We start from the raw sequence: 17,042 nt of genomic DNA, 5'->3' as shown, positions 1-17,042 counted from the left end.
CGCATAACCGGCAGTCGCCAACGCTTGGCCCGCAAGGCCTTGAGCACTAGACTGGCGGCCTTTTCACCACCTGATGTTGATGCTTGAGCCATGGTCGCCAAAGTCGAACCGTTCTGGATACGCAAAACCCTCGATCAACTGGATCACCAGGAATGGGAATCGCTGTGCGACGGCTGTGGTCTGTGCTGCCTGCAAAAGCTCGAGGATGAGGAAGACAGCAGCGTTTACTACACGCGCATCGCCTGCAAACTGCTGGACCTGAAAACCTGTCAGTGCAGCGATTATCCGAATCGCCTGAAGTTTGTCCCGGATTGCATCCAGCTCACCCCGGGCCAGGCTGAAGAATTCAAATGGCTGCCGCCGACCTGTGGTTATCGACTGGTCAGCGAAGGCAAGGATCTGCCGCTGTGGCACCACTTGGTGTGCGGTGACCGCGATGCGGTGCACCATGAACGGATCTCCCAATCCGGGCGCATGCTCGCTGAAGGCAGCGTGCCGGAGGATGACTGGGAAGATCATCTGATTTTCCGCGCAGGCTGATCCCTGCGCACGCAAGCTTTACCAGGGAGTGTGTATGGCTGTCGGATTGCAGCGGGCGTTGATGATCGCGCTGCTGGCACTGAGTGCGCCGGTCTGGGCGGCGAAGAAAGTCGATCTGGATTATCACGTGCGCCTGTTGCCACAAAGTGATCAGGCCGAGGTGCGTCTGACCCTGGCCAAAGGTGAGGCGGTGCGCAGTCTCGATTTCGATCTTGGCGACGGCAGCCATTACAGCGACTTCAAGGCTGACGGCCAGTGGCTGCTGAGCCCGGGTAAACAGGCGCGCGGGGTCTGGCGTCCCGCCAGCGAAAAGTCCAGCCTGAGTTACCGCGTGCGCATCAGCCACGGCCGCAAGAACGGTAGTTTCGATACGCGCATGACCCCGACTTGGGCGTTGATGCGTGGCGACGAACTGGTACCGCCAGCCAAACTCGATCAACAGGACGGCACCGAACTGGTCGCGCGTCTGCAATTCGAATTGCCCGACGGTTGGAAGAGCATCGAAACCGCTTGGCCGCGCATCGGCAAAAACAAATTCCGCATCGACAACCCTTCACGCCTGTTCGACCGCCCGACCGGCTGGATGCTCGCCGGCCAACTCGGCAGCCGCCGCACACGTTTGGGCGAAACCGAAGTCACCGTGGCCTCGCCGCAAGGGCAGGGCATGCGCAGGATGGACGTGATGACGTTGCTGACGTTCGTCTGGCCGCAGGTGCAGGCGGTCTATCCGCGCCATCCGACCAAACTGTTGATCGTCGGCGCCAACGACCCGATGTGGCGTGGCAGCCTCGGTGCGCATGAATCCATCTACGTGAACACACGGTTGCCGCTGGTCAGCGAAAGCGGCAGCAGCGCTTTGGTGCGTGAGCTGGCGCAGGTGTTCGGGCGGATCAACGACGAGCAGCGCAGCGACTGGATCAGCGAGGGTTTTGCCGAGTATTACGCCATTGAACTGGTGCGCCGCGCCGGTGGCATGAGCGATGAGCGTTATCAAAGTTTGCAGGCGAAACTGGCCAGGGACAGCCAGAAAGTCACGACCTTGCGCGGCGAGCAGATCAGCCCGGCACAGGTTTCGAAGGCGGTGGTGGTATTGCAGGAGCTGGATCGCGAGATTCGCTTGAAGACGCGCAACAAGCGTTCGCTGGATGATGTGTTGCGTGGGGCGATGCATTTGGGGACGGTGAGTACCAAGGAGTTTGTGCAACTGGCGGAGAGCGTTCTCGGTGAGTCCTCCAAAGTCCTTGATACCGCGTTGCTACAGTGACACCGCTATCGCGAGCAGGCTCACTCCTACAAGGGACCGTATTCCAAATGTAGGAGTGAGCCTGCTCGCGATGGGGCCTCTAACCCCACCGCAAATCTCGGATCAAACCCCGGCTTTCGGCGACTTCACCGAATCATTGCCGGTCACCGTAGCGGTGCTGGTCGCCGCCTCGGCATTCGCCTTCAGCTTGCTCAACTCTTCCCCAGCCCGCTCGATCTTCGCCCGCACATTGTTCATGTCCTGACGACTCTTCTCGATCAGGCTCTTCACCGAACTGTGCCCGGTAATCCCACGCGCCATGGCCACGCCGCCAATCGCCACCTGAATCAAGCCGAACACCCCGCCGCGGCGCAGGCCTTTGCCGACCATGATCACGCCGCCAGCCAGCGAGCCGATGCGCTCCCAGCCTTCGACGTTCTGCTCGGAACGGCTCTGGAACGGGGTGGATTCGATACGTTCGACGCGTTTGAGCTCGGTCATGATCTTTCTCCAGGCAATGAGTAATGGATAAACAAGCTGACTGCCGGAGCGGTCAGCTCGTTCCATCGAATGTGCGATGTTTTAGCGGAATTTTGGCCCGGAGCGAGTGTTCAAGCCCTTGGCCATGCGGTCATAGAGCACGACGTTGACCGTCGCGGCGAGGTTCATACAGCCGGTGGTCGGGATGTACACGACGTCTTCGCACCAGTCGCGAATCTCTTTATCCAGCGAGCCGTCTTCGGGGCCGAAGATGTACAGGGCGCGATCCGGGTGAGTGTATTCCGGCAGCGGGCGGGCGCCCTCGACCAGTTCCACGGCGACGGGCACGCAGTTGAGCGGGAGAATCTTTTTCAGATCGTCGATGCCGATCAGCGGGATGTCGTAGTGCACGCGTTTGGTGTCAGTGACGAAGTCGGCGGCGCGTTCATAACGCTTGCCGGTGTAGAACACCGACGCCACGCCATAGCAGCCTGCGGCGCGCATCACCGAACCGACGTTCTCCGGTGATTTGGGGTTATACAAACCAATGCAGCTGTACCGTTTGTCTGCCACGAGCGGGGTGCCTTCGGGAAAAAGAGCGCGATTATACGGGGTTTGGGAGAGGGCGGGCAGATTCGAGATCTGCGGTGTCTGCTCTGGCCCTATCGCTGGCAAGCCAGCTCCCACAGGGATCTCGGGTGTTCACAAAATTTGTGAGCGATCAAAATCATTGTGGGAGCTGGCTTGCCAGCGATGAGGCCAGTTCAGGCAATGAAGATCAGTCTTCTTTCTTCATCAACCCGGCCAACGCGGCAAACGGGTTGTGCGTCGCCTTGGCGATCTTCGGCGTGCTCAGCGAACCTTCGCTGAAATACTGCTGATCGGTATAGCGCGAGTGTTCGTTGTCGTGGCAATACAGGCACAACAATTCCCAGTTCGAGCCGTCCTGCGGGTTGTTGTCGTGGTTGTGGTCGCGGTGGTGCACGGTCAGTTCGCTCAGGCGCTTGCCGGAAAATTCACGGGTGCAGCGGCCACAGACGTGCGGGTACATCTTCAGGGCTTTGTCGCGGTAGCCCATTTCCTTGTCGCGCTGGTTGTCGGCGAGGATGCGATCCAGCTTCGACGTATTGGTTGGGGTGGACGAACTCATGGGTTCACCTTTGTAAAAGACTAATGACGGTTATGGGCAGAGTTTAGCTCAGCCCTTGAGCTTCTCGGCAATCCAGATCGTGTGGCGCGTGCCCTTGTTGCCGTGGGCGAAGACCTGGACTTCTTCGGCCTTGAAACCGGCCTTCTTCAATTTGTCGGAAAACAGCCGGTCGGCGCTGGCCGACCATACGGCGAGCACGCCTTTGGGGCGCAAGGCTTTGGCGCAGGCATTCAGACCAGCGGCGGAGTACAGCCAACTGTTGGCCTTTTGCGTCAGGCCTTCGGGGCCGTTGTCGACGTCGAGCATGATCGCGTCGAAGCCGTTCGGCTCGCTTTGCAGCACCTTGGCCACGTCTTCCTGGCGGATCACCGTGCGCGGATCAAGCAGCGGACGACCGGACTTTTCCCCGAGCGGGCCACGGTTCCACTCGACCACGCCGGGCACCAGTTCCGCGACCACCACTTGGGCAGTTTTACCCAGATGCTTGAGCGCGGAGGCGAGGGTGAAACCCATGCCCAGACCGCCGATCAGTACCCGCGAATCCGGACGCCCGGCGACCTTGCGGCAAGGGATCTCGGCCAAGGCATCTTCAGAGCCGTGCATGCGCGTGTTCATCAATTGCCCGCCGTCGCCGCCCTGGATCTTGATGACAAAATCCTCGCCATACTCGAACAGGCACAGGGCACCGCCGCTTTCAGGGATCGGGGTGGTGTCGAGCAGAACGAAACGTTTCATGGAAATCTCTACAAGGGGGAAGGCAAGCAGGCCCGTTGGGAGTAGCCTGAGCGCAGACTAGAGGCCAAACGGAGCCCTTGATGAAGCGCACCATTCTAACGGTCATTGCCCTGGCCGCGCTCACGATTACTGTAGTGCAGGCGCAACAGGCCATTCCGGTCAGCCCGGCGCCGCAACCCGGCTCGCCCGGTACCGCAACGCCGACGCCGTATCCGCAGATCACGCCGATCAACATTCCCAAGTCCGGTGCCGGCAGTGGCAGTCCGCCGCTGGTGCCGATCGAAATGCCCAGCCCGCCGAGCAAGGATCAACCGGTGCCGGGCATTGAACCGAGCGGCAGCAAGGCAAAATCTCCCGGCGGTTAAACCTGTTGCGCCGCCAGTTGGCCGTCGGCCATGCGCAGGCGTTTCGACAGGGAAACGGCGAGGGCGCGGATGATCTTCGCGGCGATCTTCGGCGCGTCGTTGAGCATTTTTTCCAGCGAATCCTTGCCGAGGTTCAGCAACTGGCAGTTGCTCGCGGCAATGCAGGTGGCCGAACGTCGCTCACCGTCGAGCACGGCCATTTCGCCGAACGCGCGACCGCTGCGCAAGGTGGCCATGGTGATCACCTGACCATCGGGCCCGGTTTTCTGCACGGCGACCTGGCCGGTGTGGAGGATGCACATGAAACTGCCGGCATCGCCCTCGCGGAAAATCGCTTCGCCTTCAGCCACGGTGCTGATGCTGAAGTAGCCGGAAGCGGCCGCAAAGTCGGCCAGCTGCAATTGATCGAACAGGCCGCAGTCCATCAGCCAGTCGCGGATTTCGTTGTTCAGGAAGGTCGGTTCTGACATGTCGTCACGGTCTTTTTGTTTTCACTGTTTCAGGCTTCACACGTCCCTGGTAGGAGCTGCCGAAGGCTGCGATGTGTTGATCTTGCCTTTGAAAAAATCAAAATCAAAAGATCGCAGCCTTCGGCAGCTCCTACAGGGATCTGTGGGGTATCGGCCTCTCGGGTCTGCAATTAAGACCCAAGTGACCGACGGAGTTCCTCAGGCCAGGCCCAAAACCTTGAAAACAAATGCGTATTCGAGTGCTACGTCACGTAATCCCTGATAGCGCCCGCTCATCCCGCCGTGCCCGGCGCCCAGTTCAGTCTTCAGCAGCAGGACGTTGTCGTCGGTCTTGGTCGCGCGCAGTTTCGCCACCCACTTGGCCGCTTCCCAGTACTGCACGCGACTGTCGTTGTAGCCGGCGATTACCAGCGTCGCCGGATAATCCTGCGCGCTGACGTTTTCGTAGGGCGCGTAAGCCTTGATCCGCTCGTAGACTTCCGGCTCTTCGGGATTGCCCCACTCGTCGTACTCAGTGACGGTCAGCGGCAGTTCCGGGTCGAGCATGGTATTGAGCACGTCGACGAACGGCACTTCAGCAATCGCCACGCCGAACAGATCCGGACGCTGGTTGAGCACGGCACCGATGAGCAAACCACCCGCGCTGCCGCCACTGATTGCCAATTTGTCCGCTGTGGTAATGCCGTTGAGGATCAGAAACTCGGCGCAGGCAATGAAGTCGCTGAAGGTGTTGTGCTTGTGCTCCTGCTTGCCGGCGCGATACCAGGCTTCGCCCAACTCGCCGCCGCCACGCACGTGGGCGATGGCGAAGGCCATGCCACGATCCAGAAGGCTCAGGCGCGCATGGGAGAACCACGGATCAAGGCTCGAACCGTAAGCGCCATAGCCATAGAGATAAAGCGGCACCGCTTTGCCGACCATTTCGCGCTTCATCACCAGGCTGATCGGCACTTGCGTACCGTCCGGCGCCGTCGCCCACAGGCGTTGGCTAACGTAGGCATCGGCGTCGAACGGGCCGAGCACCGGGGTTTCTTTCAACACCGTTTGTTCGCCGTTGGCGAGGATCAGTTGGCGAACTTGTGCCGGGCGGTTCAATGCCTCGTAGCGCAGACGAATACGGTCGCTCTCGAACTCCAGGCTGTTTTGCACATAGAGGCTGTAGGCCGCGTCCGGCAATTGCACGCGATACGGCGCCAGGCCCTGTGGGTGAACTTCGATGATCGGTAGTCCACCTTCGCGCAGGCTCAGGGTCATGGCCTCGGTGTTAAGGCTGACGCCATCGAGCATCACCGTGTCGCTGTGGGGGATCAGGTTTTGCCAGTCGGCTTCGGTCGGCGCGATGCCAGTGTCCGGGGCCTGATACAGGGCGTAGTTGATGCCGTCACGATTGGTGCGGATAAACCACGTCCAAACCCCATCGAGCAGGCCGTGATCGACATCGTATTCATGGTCTTCGACACGCGGGGCCAGGCAAGTAAACGGCAGGTGCGGTTGATTGGCATCCAGCGCCCAGACTTCACTGGTGGTCTTGCTGCCCAGCGAGAGCAGCAGTTGCTGCTCAGAGCTGGAACGGTAGCAATGCAGGAAGAAACGCCCGTCTGCCTCGTGGAAAACTTCTTCGGCAGCAGTGCCATCGAGGCGATAGCGGAACAACTTGTGTGGACGATGGGTGTCGTCGAGCACGCCGAAAAACAGGGTCAGGCTGTCGTTGGCCCAAGTCATGCTGCCGTCGCAGTCTTCGAATTCCAGTTCGCTGACTTTGTCGTTGGCCAGTTCCTTGACGAACAGCGTGTAAATCTCATCGCCCGAGGCGTCGACACTGTAGGCCAGACGCTGGTGATCGGGGCTGATGCTGAACGCACCGAGTGAGAAGAACCCGCCGTTGGCCAGCACATTCGGGTCGAGCAGCAGTTGTTCGCGGTTTTCATCGAGGGTCAGGCTGTCGTCCGCCGGTCGCGGGCAACGGTAGTGTCGGGCGTATTCGTCGCCCGCCGTAGTGCGCGTGTAATACAGATACGGGCCCCAAGGTGAGGGCAGGGACAGGTCGGTTTCGAGGATTCGGCTCTTGATCTCTTCGAACAGGGTTTCACGCAGTTCGGCCTGATCGGCGGTTTGCGCCTCTTGCCAGGCGTTTTCGGCCTTGAGGTAATCGAGCACCGCGTCGGTGTCGCGTTCCTGCAGCCAGGCATACGGGTCGGCACCGGGCGCCTTGTGGGCAATCGGAGCACTGATGACGTTGGCGGATTGGGGCATGGAAGGCTCTCGGACAAATTACGGAATGGGGTTTTCGCAGCTTTTGAAACCGTCGCAGGCCCTGTAGGAGTGAGCATGCTCGCGATAAGGCCGGCACATTCAACATCAATGTTGTCAGGCTGTCCGTCATCGCGAGCAGGCTCACTCCTACAGGTCGCATGTCTATTGGGACAAGCCGCACGGGCGAAAAGTCGTTACTATAAGCGCCTCTTTGCCTGCCTTGCCATGGACACCATGACCGAGAACGACTATCTGATCGCCTGGGGCCTCTACGCCTTTGCCGCTGTGGGCTGCCTGTTGGTATGGATGCGCCTGACCACCTGGATGTGGCGCTGGTTGCGCGAACCGCTGCGTGTGTTGATGGCGGTGTTGCTGTTCAGCCCGACCATCATCGACCCGGTGAAAGCCAAGGTTGCGCCGTCCATTGCCATCACCGCGCTGGACCTGGCCTTCAAGGTCGGCAACAACGCCTGGCGGGCGATCTCCGATCTGTTCATGTACAGCATGATCGCGTTCGGCATCTACCTGATTTTCGTGTTGATCCGCTTGCCGATCGAGCGTGCTTCGCGTGCGCGCCGCGAGCAGGCCGAAGCCGCGAAAGCTGCCGCCCGCGCCGATGACCGCGATGACGATCAACCGTTTGGCGGCGCCGGTGATGACCGCTACGGTCGTCCACCCTTGCCGAACAACCCGCAGCGCATGCGGGTCGAGCCGCGCCTGTAACCCGAGAGTCCGCACATGTGTGAATTACTGGGCATGAGTGCCAACGTGCCGACCGATATCGTGTTCAGCTTCACCGGCCTGATGCAGCGTGGCGGTCGCACCGGCCCGCACCGCGACGGTTGGGGCATTGCCTTCTATGAGGGCCGGGGTTTGCGTCTGTTTCAGGACCCGGCGGCGAGTTGCGAGTCGGAAGTCGCCAATCTGGTGCAGCGCTATCCAATCAAAAGCGAAGTGGTCATCGGCCACATCCGCCAGGCCAACGTCGGTAAGGTCTGCCTGTCCAACACCCACCCGTTCGTCCGCGAACTGTGGGGACGCAACTGGTGCTTCGCGCACAACGGCCAGTTGGCCGATTTCACCCCGATCAAAAGCTTCTACCGCCCGGTCGGCGATACCGATAGCGAAGCGGCGTTCTGCGATTTGCTCAACCGCGTGCGTGCAGCATTCCCGGAACCGGTCGATATAGAAGAGCTGCTGCCCGATCTGGTCGCCGCCTGCGCTGAGTATCGCAGCAAAGGCGTGTTCAACTGCCTGCTCAGCGACGGCGACTGGCTGTTCTGCTATTGCTCGACCAAACTCGCACAGATCACCCGTCGCGCCCCGTTCGGCCCGGCGCGCCTGAAGGATGTCGACGTTATCGTCGATTTCCAGGCGGAAACCACGCCCAACGACGTGGTCACGGTGATTGCCACCGAACCTTTGACCGAAAACGAAACCTGGACCCGCTACGAACCGGGCCAATGGAGCCTGTGGCGACGCGGCGAATGCGTCAGTCAGGGCAAGACCGAATAAGGATTGCACCCCATGTTGCTCAGTTATGTACGGCTGGTGTTGTTTGCGGCGGGCCTGTTGATCGGTGTCCAGGTGCCAGGCTTCATCAACGATTACGCGAAACGTGTCGAGGCGCATCTGATCGAAGCGCAGACCGGTTTGCGCGGTTTTCAAGGGACTGCCGAGCAGTTCTTCAAGGGCGATATGCAGGCACTGGTCGCGCATTACCGCGCCAGTGAAGATCCGATCTTCCGCAGCGACGCCGACAGTCTGAACACCTTGCTCACGCGTCAGGTGGCGTTGGACAAGCAGTTCCAGGCGATGCAAGGCCCGTGGTACATCCGCTTCCTGCAAGTGGTGCTGGCCGCCGATCCGGATATCCGCAAGGAAACCTGGAACGGTTACAGCTATCAGATCCTGCTGACGCCGGAAGCGATGATCTGGGGCATGAGCGGCGCGTTGCTGCTGTCGTTCGGCATTGAATGCCTGTTCCGCTTGATCGACTGGGTCGTACTCGGTGGCCGGCGTCTGCGCCAGAGCCGGCCGATCGAAGACCGCGATGTGCGCGGTCTCTGATGATCGTTCCCACGCTCTGCGTGGGAACGCCTCAACGGACGCTCCGCGTTCGGCTTTCGAGGGACGCGGAGCGTCCCGGGCTGCATTCCCACGCGGAGCGTGGGAATGATCACGGTGTCAGGGCGATATAGTCAGTGCCCATCTTGATCGCATACCCCTCCAGCACCTGCTGACACAACGTCACAATCTCCTCGACCCACTCAACCCCCACCCGCCACGACACCACCACCTGCAGATTCGGTGGCCGTTGATCGATGTTGAGCAAGGTCAATTCGCCCCGCGCCAGCTCCTCCGCAACCAGCACCGGCGGCAGCACACCAATCCCAAATCCATCGCGTAACAAGCGGGTAATCGCCGACACCGAGTTCACGCAATTCAAGCGTGGCGCGAGTACGCCACTGGCTTGCATCAAAGCCAACAGATCCTGATGCGGTCGGGAGTTTTTCGAGTAGGTGATGATCCGTTCCTGCGCCAGTTCGGCAAGGTCGGCATAGTCGCGGTTATAGATCGAATTGCTGGCGACGATCCAGCCGAGCGGATGGCTGGCCAGCTCCAGACTGCGCACGCTTTCATGGCGGATCAGATCGGTTTGCAGAACGATATCGAGAAAGCCTTTTTGCAACTGATCGCAGAGGTTCAACGAAGTATCCGCCACCAGCTCGATTTCCACCCGTGGATACAGGTCCGTCATCTGTGCCACCAACGGGCTGAGCCAGGTGTGAATCACCGTGTCCATCACGCCGATGCGCACGCGGCCGACTTTGCTTGAGCGGGTCTCGATCGACTGTTTCAGCGCCGACATGGTGTCGAGCATCTGCTCGGCGTACTCCAGCACTTTCAACCCTTCGGGCGTCAGGCTGACACCGCGTGAATCGCGCAAAAACAGCTTCACCCCCAGCTCGCCTTCCAGTACCGCGATGCGGCTGGAAATCGACGCCTGGGTGGTGAACAGCTTGTCGGCGGTCAGGCGAAAACTCTTCAGTCGGGCGACCCAGACAAAGGTCTCGAGAAACTTCAGGTTCATGGGCAAGGCTCGGGTGACAAATTTTTCTTATGGCTAAGGCGGGTTTTTATTCGTTGGACGCAGCGGGGCCGCGCGACGAAAAATCGACGCATCCGGTCCCCACGATAGGCGTCGTCGGGGCTACGAACAAGACCAATAAAAAACCTGCGGAGATAAGCCATGCGTGCTCCCGACACCCTAGAAGCATCCACGGCAACGGCGCGCCCCGGGCCGTTCGACTGGTATCGCAACATCAATCAGCAGGAGCGCCGTACGTTCTGGAGCTGCAAGATCGGCTACGGTCTGGACGGCATGGACACGCAAATGCTCAGTTTCGTCGTGCCGACGCTGATTGCGATGTGGGGCATCACCACCGGCGAAGCGGGGCTGATCCACACCAGCACGTTGATCGCTTCGGCCATCGGCGGCTGGGTCGCTGGGATTCTCTCAGACCGCATCGGTCGCGTGCGCACCCTGCAACTCACGGTGTTGTGGTTCGCCTTCTTCACCTTCCTCTGCGGCTTCGCGCAGAACTACGAACAACTGCTGATCGCCCGGACCGTGATGGGCTTCGGTTTCGGCGGCGAATGGACGGCTGGCGCGGTACTGATCGGCGAGGTGATCCGCGCCAAGGATCGCGGCAAAGCGGTGGGCATGGTGCAATCCGGTTGGGCGCTGGGCTGGGGACTGACGGCGATTCTGTATGCGTTGCTGTTTTCCGTGTTGCCACCGGAAGATGCCTGGCGCGCGCTGTTCATCCTCGGCATTGTGCCGGCGATTTTCGTGATTTTCGTCCGTCGTCTGGTCAAGGATCCGGAGATATATCGCGAGGCTAAAGCCCAACAAACGCCGGAGAATCAATCGAAGTTCTACGAGATCTTCGCGCCGGGCATGCTCTTCACCACGTTCCGCGCTTCACTGCTGACCACTGGCGCACTCGGTGGTTACTACGCGATCACTTCCTGGCTGCCGACCTTTCTGAAAAACGAACGCGGTTTGAGCGTGCTCGGTACGGGCGGTTATCTGGCGATGGTGATTGTCGGCTCCTACGTCGGTTACGTGATCAGCGCTTATCTGACTGACCTGCTCGGGCGGAAAAAGAACTTCATCCTGTTCGCGGTCGGCTCGTTCACCATCGTTCTGCTCTACACGCAACTGCCGGTCAGCAATGGCGTGATGCTGTGGCTGGGCTTCCCGTTGGGCTTCTTTGCTTCAGGGATTTTCAGCGGCATGGGCGCGTTTCTGACTGAATTGTTTCCTACGCGAATTCGCGGTTCGGGGCAGGGCTTTTGCTACAACATCGGTCGGGCACTGGCGGCTTTGTTTCCGCTGCTGATCGGCTTGCTTAGCCAGAAGGTGCCGTTGAGTGTCGGCATTGGCGCGTTTGCGGCGGTGTCTTACGGCGTGGTGATTATCGCGGCATTGAGCCTGCCGGAAACCCGTGGCAAGCAACTCGATGCGCAGTAACTGATAACCTGCTTAGCACAGTCCTACAGATAAAAAGACAAGCACCTACAGGAGTGTTCACCGTGAGCCGCCTGCTATTGAATTGCGACATTGGCGAGAGCTTCGGCAGCTGGACCATGGGTCTGGATGCCGAGGTCATGCCCTTCATCGATTGTGCCAACGTGGCTTGCGGTTTCCATGCCGGCGACCCGAGCATCATGCGCAAGACCGTCAGCCTGGCATTGAGCCACGGCGTGCAGATCGGCGCACACCCGGCTTATCAGGATCTGGTCGGTTTCGGCCGCCGCTCAATGGCGTATTCGGCGCAAGAGCTGCAAGACATCCTGCATTACCAGATCGGCGCGCTCGACGGCATTTGCAAGGCCCAGGGCGGGCGCGTCAGTTACGTCAAACCCCACGGCGCGATGTACAACGACATGATGGCCAACCCGGCGCAATTGCGTGCGGTGATTCAGGCAGTGGCCGCTTATGACCGCAGCCTGCCGTTGATGCTGATGGCCACCCGCGACAACTCGGCGGCGCAGCAGATCGGCGATGAATATGGCGTGACATTGTGGTTCGAAGCCTTCGCTGACCGCGCTTACGACAGTGCCGGCAAACTGGTTTCACGACAATTGCCGGGCGCGGTGCATCACGATCCGGAAAAAATCATCGAGCAAGCCCTGACCATTGCCCGTGGCGACAACCTCAGCGCCAGCGACGGCAGCGCCTTGCGCCTGCACGCCAACACCCTTTGCGTGCACGGCGACAACGCCAGTTCGGTAGCGGCCGTGCAGCGCATTCGCGAGGCCCTGAATCAGCAGAGCGCCTTATGAACCCAAGGATTGAAGTGGTGGCACTGGATTGCCTGATGCTGCGTCTGTTCGATGAAATCGCCGAAGCCAACATGCCGTGGATGCTCGCTGCCAGTGAGCGTTTGCGTGCGGTATTCGGTGAGCAACTGATCGATCTGGTGCCGTCCTATACGACGCTGATGGTGCATTACGATTTGACTGCACTGAGTCCGAGTCAGGCGCGGGAATTGATCGCCGAAGCGCTGATCGATCTGTCACCGAATGCGCGAACTGGCGGCCAATGTCATGCGTTGCCGGTCTGGTATGACTTGAGCGTCGGCCCTGAGTTGAGTTTGCTGGCCGAGCGCAGCGGTCTGGCGGTGGATGAAGTGATCCGTCGCCACAGCGGACGTGAGTATCAGGTATTCGCCCTTGGTTTCGCGCCGGGTTTCGCGTTTATGGGGTTGGTCGAAGAAGTGCTTGCCGCGCCTCGCCTGAACACACCACGCAAAAAAGTCGCTGCCGGTAGCGTCGGCATTGCCGAACGGCAGACGGCGGCTTACCCCGTGGTCTCTCCCGGCGGCTGGAACCTGATCGGCCGCACCCCGGCCAAGTTGTTCGACCGCAATCGCGACGGCTACAGCCTGATGCAACCGGGCGACACGGTGCGATTCGAAGCGGTCAGTCATGCCGAGTTCGTCAATCTGGGTGGTGATGACACACCACTGGAGGCGCAGACATGAGCCGACTGACGATTGAAGCCAGTACCCCGTTGTGCCTGTTGCAGGACGCGGGACGGTTTGGCGTGCGGCACCTGGGCGTCACCCAGGGCGGTGCGGCGGATTGGTGTTCGATGAGCTGGGCCAACTGGTTGCTCGGCAATAACCTCGATGCAACGGTGATCGAAATCACCCTCGGCGGGTTTGCCGTCGTCGCTGCAGAGGATTGTTTGCTGGCACTGGCCGGAGCTGATCTTGGCGCACAGATTGATGGTCAACCGCTGGCGCCGTGGCGCAGTTTCAAGTTGGGTAAAGGACAGAAGTTGCTGTTCACGCAACCGTTGCTCGGTGCCCGGGCCTATCTGGCGGCGCCCGGCGGCTTCGAGGCCCCCAAGGTCTTGGGCAGCAGCGCGACGGTGGTGCGTGAAGAGTTCGGTGGGCTGGACGGTATGGGCTTGCCGTTGGCCAAGGGCGCGACGCTGAGTTATCACAGGAAATCGCTATGTGTTCGCGAAGTGCCTTTGGATTTACGACCGGATTTGAAAGCGAATGCACCGCTGGATCTGGTGCTCGGCGCACAGATCGGCCAGTTCAGTGGGCAGAGTTTGTTTGATGCCTTCAACAGTGCCTGGACGCTGGACAGTCGCGCTGATCGCATGGGCATTCGTTTGCTGGGCAAGGCGTTGGAATATCAGGGGCAGCCGATGATTTCCGAAGGCATTCCACTCGGGGCGGTGCAGGTACCGCCGGACGGGCAACCGATCGTGTTGCTCAATGATCGTCAGACCATTGGTGGTTATCCACGCTTGGGGGCGCTGACACCCTTGGCGCTGGCGAGGCTGGCGCAATGTCTCCCGGGTGACAGGGTGCGGTTCACGCCAGTCATGCAAGAGCGTGCATGGCATGACCATATCAACTACCTGAAGTCCTACTTGTAATTGTCCGTACTTCGGACGGAAGACCGAGATTTTTCCTGGCGCATCAGTACGTCGCCCTACATCGCTTGTCGAGCATGTATGAAACTATCGGTCTTCATCTTTTACAAGGAAGTTACAGATGCGTTTTATGACAGTAATGGCCCAATCAAAGGGCGAATGTGCGAGCAGTGTCGATGGGCACATTGTCGGTTTTTATGAGGGTGTGGACTGCGTGCCGGTTTATCGGGCGAGCATCGATCGTTTCTACAATGTGCAACGACTGGACGCCGACCGGGCCGGTCATCAGGACATCGTTGCGCGTATCGAGACATTTATGTCCACCGCAACCGTCGACATGATGCGTATGTTTCACTGGAATCACCGCACGGAGGCGAGTGGTAACGCCATGGAGCTGATGACCGTGGAGACCAACGCGGGTGCTGAGGTGAAAAGCGTAAGGTTTCGCTTTCTGGCGCCAGAGGGCGAAATGAAGAGTGAAGTGACCCTGAGTCCTGAAACGGACATTGAAAAAAATCGCAGGGTAGCGCTGGAAAATGGCGGGGCGAAAGTTGTCGCCAGAGGGAAGAAAAAACGCCGCGGGCAAAAAACGACTGCTGTCGGCCCCGCGATTCTGGACACCTCTTTCATGGACCGGCTCTGCAAGTCTTATCTCGCGACAGATTGGTAAATTCGCGAGCCTGAAAGGCAGCCGCTTTCATACGGTCTGCCTTTCAGTATTTACCTTCGCAATCTTACTTGGACAAAAACCGCATCCCTTCCTCAAGCCCGCGCAACGTCAACGGATACATCTGATCCTCGATCAGATCGCGCACGATATTGGTCGACGAGGTATAGCCCCAGGTGTCTTTCGGATACGGATTGATCCAGATGAGTTTCTTGTACTTCTCCATGAAGCGCTGCATCCACACGTAACCCGGCTCTTCGTTCCAGTGCTCGACACTGCCGCCGGCCTGGGTGATTTCATACGGCGCCATGGCGGCGTCACCGATGAAGATCACTTTGTAGTCGGCGCCGTACTTGTGCAGCAGGTCCTGGGTCGAAGTGCGTTCCGAGGTGCGGCGCATATTGTTCTTCCACACCGATTCATAAACGAAGTTGTGGAAGTAGAAGTACTCCAGATGCTTGAACTCGGTCTTGCAGGCCGAGAACAGTTCCTCACAAATCTTCACGTGGGCGTCCATCGAACCGCCGATGTCGAACAGCAACAACAGCTTCACCGTGTTGCGGCGTTCAGGGCGCATCTGGATGTTCAGCAGACCGGCGTCCTTGGCGGTGTGGTCGATGGTGCCATCGATATCGAGTTCTTCCGCTGCGCCCTGACGGGCGAATTTACGCAAGCGGCGCAGGGCAACCTTGATGTTGCGCGTGCCCAGTTCCACCGAATCATCGAGGTTCTTGTACTCACGCTGATCCCACACTTTCACCGCTTTGCCCTGGCGCTTGCCGGCATCGCCGACCCGAATGCCTTCCGGGTTGAAACCGCCGGAACCGAACGGACTGGTGCCGCCGGTGCCGATCCACTTGTTGCCGCCGGCGTGGCGTTCCTTCTGTTCCTCCAGACGCTTCTTGAACTCTTCGATCAGCTTGTCGAGGCCGCCAAGGGACTGGATCTGCGCGCGCTCCTCGTCACTCAGCGAACGCTCGAATTCCTTGCGCAGCCAGTCTTCGGGAATCAGCGCCTGCAAGTGATCATCGAGCTTTTCGAGGCCATTGAAGTAGGCGCCGAACGCGCGGTCGAACTTGTCGAAATGGCGTTCGTCCTTCACCAGAATCGCCCGCGACAAGTAATAAAACTCGTCCATGTCGGCGAAGGTCACGCGCTGTTTCAGCGCGTTGATCAGGTCGAGCAGCTCACGCACCGACACCGGCACCTTGGCTGCACGCATTTCATTGAACAGGTTGAGCAACATGGCGACAGCCTCTTAGCGGGTGCCGCGACGGCTCATGAACGCCAGGCGCTCAAGCAGTTGCACGTCCTGTTCGTTCTTCACCAAGGCACCGGCGAGTGGCGGGATCGCTTTGGTCGGATCGCGTTCGCGCAATACCGCTTCGCCGATGTTGTCGGCCATCAGCAGCTTCAGCCAGTCGACCAGTTCCGAGGTCGATGGCTTCTTCTTCAGACCCGGCACCTTGCGTACGTCAAAGAACACGTCCAGCGCTTCGCTGACCAGATCCTTCTTGATGTCGGGATAGTGCACGTCGACGATTTTCTGCAGGGTCGTGCGGTCGGGGAAGGCGATGTAGTGGAAGAAGCAGCGGCGCAGGAAAGCGTCCGGCAGCTCTTTTTCGTTGTTGGAGGTAATGATGATGATCGGGCGCTTCTTCGCCTTGATGGTTTCGTCGATCTCGTAAACGTAGAACTCCATCTTGTCGAGTTCTTGCAGCAAGTCGTTGGGGAACTCGATGTCGGCCTTGTCGATTTCGTCGATCAGCAAAATGACCCGCTCTTCGGACTCGAAAGCCTCCCAGAGCTTGCCCTTCTTCAGGTAGTTGCGCACATCGTGGACTTTCTCATTGCCCAGTTGCGAGTCGCGCAGACGGCTGACCGCATCGTACTCGTACAGACCCTGATGGGCCTTGGTGGTGGACTTGATGTGCCAGGTGATCAGCTTGGCATTGAACGATTCGGCCAATTGCTCGGCGAGCATGGTCTTGCCGGTGCCCGGTTCGCCCTTGACCAGCAGCGGCCGCTCCAGGGTGATGGCGGCGTTGACCGCCAGCTTCAGGTCATCGGTGGCGACGTAGGCCTGGGTGCCTTCGAACTTCATCTGCTAATCCTCGAACGGTAACGCCGACCTGACGGGCAGGGCGGGGGCGAAATAATCGGATGCCCGAC

General features: G+C 59.6%; 20 protein-coding genes. 11 read left to right on the top strand and 9 right to left on the bottom strand.

The genetic code is table 11. The features are described 5' to 3' along the window. Nucleotides 1-90: 90 nt before the first annotated feature. Together ACM6JQ_RS08155 and ACM6JQ_RS08150 are read left to right on the top strand one after the other, a co-directional pair. The gene (locus ACM6JQ_RS08155; RefSeq protein ID WP_414893536.1) at nucleotides 91-540 is read left to right on the top strand and encodes a YcgN family cysteine cluster protein; all 450 of its coding nucleotides are present in this window, start codon (nucleotides 91-93) and stop codon (nucleotides 538-540) included. 34 nt (nucleotides 541-574) lie between these two features. After that, complete coding sequence (locus ACM6JQ_RS08150; RefSeq protein WP_414893535.1) at nucleotides 575-1,804, top strand: hypothetical protein; 1,230 nt, start codon at nucleotides 575-577, stop codon at nucleotides 1,802-1,804. Nucleotides 1,805-1,906: 102 nt separating this feature from the next. Here the strand turns inward: ACM6JQ_RS08150 and ACM6JQ_RS08145 are convergent, their stop codons facing one another. From ACM6JQ_RS08145 to ACM6JQ_RS08130, 4 genes are all read right to left on the bottom strand, one after another. Next, on the bottom strand, nucleotides 1,907-2,284 hold the full coding sequence (locus ACM6JQ_RS08145) for a DUF2892 domain-containing protein (protein ID WP_007911338.1): 378 nt from the start codon (nucleotides 2,282-2,284) through the stop codon (nucleotides 1,907-1,909). A gap of 81 nt (nucleotides 2,285-2,365) precedes the next feature. After that, nucleotides 2,366-2,836 carry an RNA methyltransferase gene (locus ACM6JQ_RS08140; protein WP_007911337.1) on the bottom strand — a complete coding sequence of 157 codons (471 nt, stop codon included), beginning with the start codon at nucleotides 2,834-2,836 and terminating at the stop codon, nucleotides 2,366-2,368. Nucleotides 2,837-3,041: 205 nt separating this feature from the next. Beyond that, on the bottom strand, nucleotides 3,042-3,413 hold the full coding sequence (locus ACM6JQ_RS08135; RefSeq protein WP_007911336.1) for a YajD family HNH nuclease: 372 nt from the start codon (nucleotides 3,411-3,413) through the stop codon (nucleotides 3,042-3,044). Nucleotides 3,414-3,461: 48 nt separating this feature from the next. Continuing rightward, the gene (locus tag ACM6JQ_RS08130; RefSeq protein WP_414893534.1) at nucleotides 3,462-4,148 is read right to left on the bottom strand and encodes a spermidine synthase; all 687 of its coding nucleotides are present in this window, start codon (nucleotides 4,146-4,148) and stop codon (nucleotides 3,462-3,464) included. Nucleotides 4,149-4,228: 80 nt separating this feature from the next. Here ACM6JQ_RS08130 and ACM6JQ_RS08125 point away from each other — a divergent pair, with 80 nt between their 5' ends. Next, nucleotides 4,229-4,513, top strand: a complete 285-nt coding sequence (locus tag ACM6JQ_RS08125; protein ID WP_414893533.1) for a hypothetical protein — start codon at nucleotides 4,229-4,231, stop codon at nucleotides 4,511-4,513. Here the strand turns inward: ACM6JQ_RS08125 and ACM6JQ_RS08120 are convergent. Both ACM6JQ_RS08120 and ACM6JQ_RS08115 read right to left on the bottom strand, forming a co-directional pair. After that, on the bottom strand, nucleotides 4,510-4,983 hold the full coding sequence (locus ACM6JQ_RS08120; protein WP_008085900.1) for a Crp/Fnr family transcriptional regulator: 474 nt from the start codon (nucleotides 4,981-4,983) through the stop codon (nucleotides 4,510-4,512). The two genes, ACM6JQ_RS08125 and ACM6JQ_RS08120, sit on opposite strands and share 4 nt — an antisense overlap. A gap of 198 nt (nucleotides 4,984-5,181) precedes the next feature. Next, on the bottom strand, nucleotides 5,182-7,236 hold the full coding sequence (locus tag ACM6JQ_RS08115) for a S9 family peptidase (protein WP_414893532.1): 2,055 nt from the start codon (nucleotides 7,234-7,236) through the stop codon (nucleotides 5,182-5,184). Between the two features lie 225 nt (nucleotides 7,237-7,461). Between ACM6JQ_RS08115 and ACM6JQ_RS08110 the strand changes: the two genes are divergently transcribed. From ACM6JQ_RS08110 to ACM6JQ_RS08100, 3 genes are read left to right on the top strand one after another with little or no spacing between them, the layout of a single operon-like run. Beyond that, nucleotides 7,462-7,959 (top strand): hypothetical protein, encoded by a 498-nt coding sequence (locus ACM6JQ_RS08110; RefSeq protein ID WP_007911323.1) that lies wholly within the window; start codon nucleotides 7,462-7,464, stop codon nucleotides 7,957-7,959. A 15-nt stretch (nucleotides 7,960-7,974) separates the two neighbouring features. Next, the gene (locus ACM6JQ_RS08105) at nucleotides 7,975-8,751 is read left to right on the top strand and encodes a class II glutamine amidotransferase (protein WP_007911322.1); all 777 of its coding nucleotides are present in this window, start codon (nucleotides 7,975-7,977) and stop codon (nucleotides 8,749-8,751) included. Nucleotides 8,752-8,763: 12 nt separating this feature from the next. Next, nucleotides 8,764-9,306, top strand: a complete 543-nt coding sequence (locus ACM6JQ_RS08100) for a DUF2937 family protein (RefSeq protein WP_034153178.1) — start codon at nucleotides 8,764-8,766, stop codon at nucleotides 9,304-9,306. A 109-nt stretch (nucleotides 9,307-9,415) separates the two neighbouring features. Here ACM6JQ_RS08100 and ACM6JQ_RS08095 read toward each other — a convergent pair whose 3' ends face one another. Beyond that, nucleotides 9,416-10,330: a LysR family transcriptional regulator gene (locus tag ACM6JQ_RS08095; protein WP_007911319.1), complete on the bottom strand. Its 915-nt coding sequence runs from the start codon at nucleotides 10,328-10,330 to the stop codon at nucleotides 9,416-9,418. Between the two features lie 159 nt (nucleotides 10,331-10,489). Between ACM6JQ_RS08095 and ACM6JQ_RS08090 the strand changes: the two genes are divergently transcribed. From ACM6JQ_RS08090 to ACM6JQ_RS08070, 5 genes are all read left to right on the top strand, one after another. Beyond that, the gene (locus ACM6JQ_RS08090; protein WP_414893531.1) at nucleotides 10,490-11,776 is read left to right on the top strand and encodes an MFS transporter; all 1,287 of its coding nucleotides are present in this window, start codon (nucleotides 10,490-10,492) and stop codon (nucleotides 11,774-11,776) included. Between the two features lie 62 nt (nucleotides 11,777-11,838). Further along, complete coding sequence (locus ACM6JQ_RS08085) at nucleotides 11,839-12,591, top strand: 5-oxoprolinase subunit PxpA (protein WP_007911313.1); 753 nt, start codon at nucleotides 11,839-11,841, stop codon at nucleotides 12,589-12,591. Then, nucleotides 12,588-13,292: a 5-oxoprolinase subunit PxpB gene (pxpB, locus tag ACM6JQ_RS08080; RefSeq protein WP_414893530.1), complete on the top strand. Its 705-nt coding sequence runs from the start codon at nucleotides 12,588-12,590 to the stop codon at nucleotides 13,290-13,292. The genes ACM6JQ_RS08085 and pxpB overlap by 4 nt, the downstream gene beginning before the upstream one ends. Next, nucleotides 13,289-14,206 carry a biotin-dependent carboxyltransferase family protein gene (locus ACM6JQ_RS08075; protein ID WP_414893529.1) on the top strand — a complete coding sequence of 306 codons (918 nt, stop codon included), beginning with the start codon at nucleotides 13,289-13,291 and terminating at the stop codon, nucleotides 14,204-14,206. Before pxpB ends, ACM6JQ_RS08075 begins: the two co-directional genes overlap by 4 nt. A gap of 118 nt (nucleotides 14,207-14,324) precedes the next feature. Beyond that, nucleotides 14,325-14,873, top strand: coding sequence for a hypothetical protein (locus ACM6JQ_RS08070; RefSeq protein WP_414893528.1), 549 nt, complete (start codon nucleotides 14,325-14,327; stop codon nucleotides 14,871-14,873). A gap of 64 nt (nucleotides 14,874-14,937) precedes the next feature. On the opposite strand, the gene ACM6JQ_RS08065 is transcribed toward ACM6JQ_RS08070, so the two are convergent. Both ACM6JQ_RS08065 and ACM6JQ_RS08060 read right to left on the bottom strand, forming a co-directional pair. Further along, a complete protein-coding gene (locus ACM6JQ_RS08065; protein WP_007911295.1) occupies nucleotides 14,938-16,116 on the bottom strand; it encodes a vWA domain-containing protein in 1,179 nt (392 codons plus the stop codon). Nucleotides 16,117-16,128: 12 nt separating this feature from the next. Next, nucleotides 16,129-16,974 carry an AAA family ATPase gene (locus tag ACM6JQ_RS08060; protein WP_016986801.1) on the bottom strand — a complete coding sequence of 282 codons (846 nt, stop codon included), beginning with the start codon at nucleotides 16,972-16,974 and terminating at the stop codon, nucleotides 16,129-16,131. Nucleotides 16,975-17,042: the final 68 nt, after the last annotated feature.

Origin of the sequence: Pseudomonas sp. IT-232MI5 (genome assembly GCF_949767845.1) — a bacterium.
Classification (GTDB): Bacteria; Pseudomonadota; Gammaproteobacteria; order Pseudomonadales; family Pseudomonadaceae; genus Aquipseudomonas.
The sequence above is the reverse complement of the archived record's forward strand: the minus strand, read 5'-3'. Positions and strand labels throughout refer to the sequence as shown.

Bases quoted from the DNA above. Each gene is read 5' to 3' on its own strand.
- ACM6JQ_RS08155 (WP_414893536.1), top strand. From the start codon at position 91: ATGGTCGCCAAAGTCGAACCGTTCTGGATACGCAAAACCCTCGATCAA.
- ACM6JQ_RS08150 (WP_414893535.1), top strand. From the start codon at position 575: ATGGCTGTCGGATTGCAGCGGGCGTTGATGATCGCGCTGCTGGCACTG.
- ACM6JQ_RS08145 (WP_007911338.1), bottom strand. From the start codon at position 2,284: ATGACCGAGCTCAAACGCGTCGAACGTATCGAATCCACCCCGTTCCAG.
- ACM6JQ_RS08135 (WP_007911336.1), bottom strand. From the start codon at position 3,413: ATGAGTTCGTCCACCCCAACCAATACGTCGAAGCTGGATCGCATCCTC.
- ACM6JQ_RS08130 (WP_414893534.1), bottom strand. From the start codon at position 4,148: ATGAAACGTTTCGTTCTGCTCGACACCACCCCGATCCCTGAAAGCGGC.
- ACM6JQ_RS08125 (WP_414893533.1), top strand. From the start codon at position 4,229: ATGAAGCGCACCATTCTAACGGTCATTGCCCTGGCCGCGCTCACGATT.
- ACM6JQ_RS08120 (WP_008085900.1), bottom strand. From the start codon at position 4,983: ATGTCAGAACCGACCTTCCTGAACAACGAAATCCGCGACTGGCTGATG.
- ACM6JQ_RS08115 (WP_414893532.1), bottom strand. From the start codon at position 7,236: ATGCCCCAATCCGCCAACGTCATCAGTGCTCCGATTGCCCACAAGGCG.
- ACM6JQ_RS08110 (WP_007911323.1), top strand. From the start codon at position 7,462: ATGGACACCATGACCGAGAACGACTATCTGATCGCCTGGGGCCTCTAC.
- ACM6JQ_RS08105 (WP_007911322.1), top strand. From the start codon at position 7,975: ATGTGTGAATTACTGGGCATGAGTGCCAACGTGCCGACCGATATCGTG.
- ACM6JQ_RS08100 (WP_034153178.1), top strand. From the start codon at position 8,764: ATGTTGCTCAGTTATGTACGGCTGGTGTTGTTTGCGGCGGGCCTGTTG.
- ACM6JQ_RS08095 (WP_007911319.1), bottom strand. From the start codon at position 10,330: ATGAACCTGAAGTTTCTCGAGACCTTTGTCTGGGTCGCCCGACTGAAG.
- ACM6JQ_RS08090 (WP_414893531.1), top strand. From the start codon at position 10,490: ATGCGTGCTCCCGACACCCTAGAAGCATCCACGGCAACGGCGCGCCCC.
- pxpB (WP_414893530.1), top strand. From the start codon at position 12,588: ATGAACCCAAGGATTGAAGTGGTGGCACTGGATTGCCTGATGCTGCGT.
- ACM6JQ_RS08075 (WP_414893529.1), top strand. From the start codon at position 13,289: ATGAGCCGACTGACGATTGAAGCCAGTACCCCGTTGTGCCTGTTGCAG.
- ACM6JQ_RS08070 (WP_414893528.1), top strand. From the start codon at position 14,325: ATGCGTTTTATGACAGTAATGGCCCAATCAAAGGGCGAATGTGCGAGC.
- ACM6JQ_RS08065 (WP_007911295.1), bottom strand. From the start codon at position 16,116: ATGTTGCTCAACCTGTTCAATGAAATGCGTGCAGCCAAGGTGCCGGTG.
- ACM6JQ_RS08060 (WP_016986801.1), bottom strand. From the start codon at position 16,974: ATGAAGTTCGAAGGCACCCAGGCCTACGTCGCCACCGATGACCTGAAG.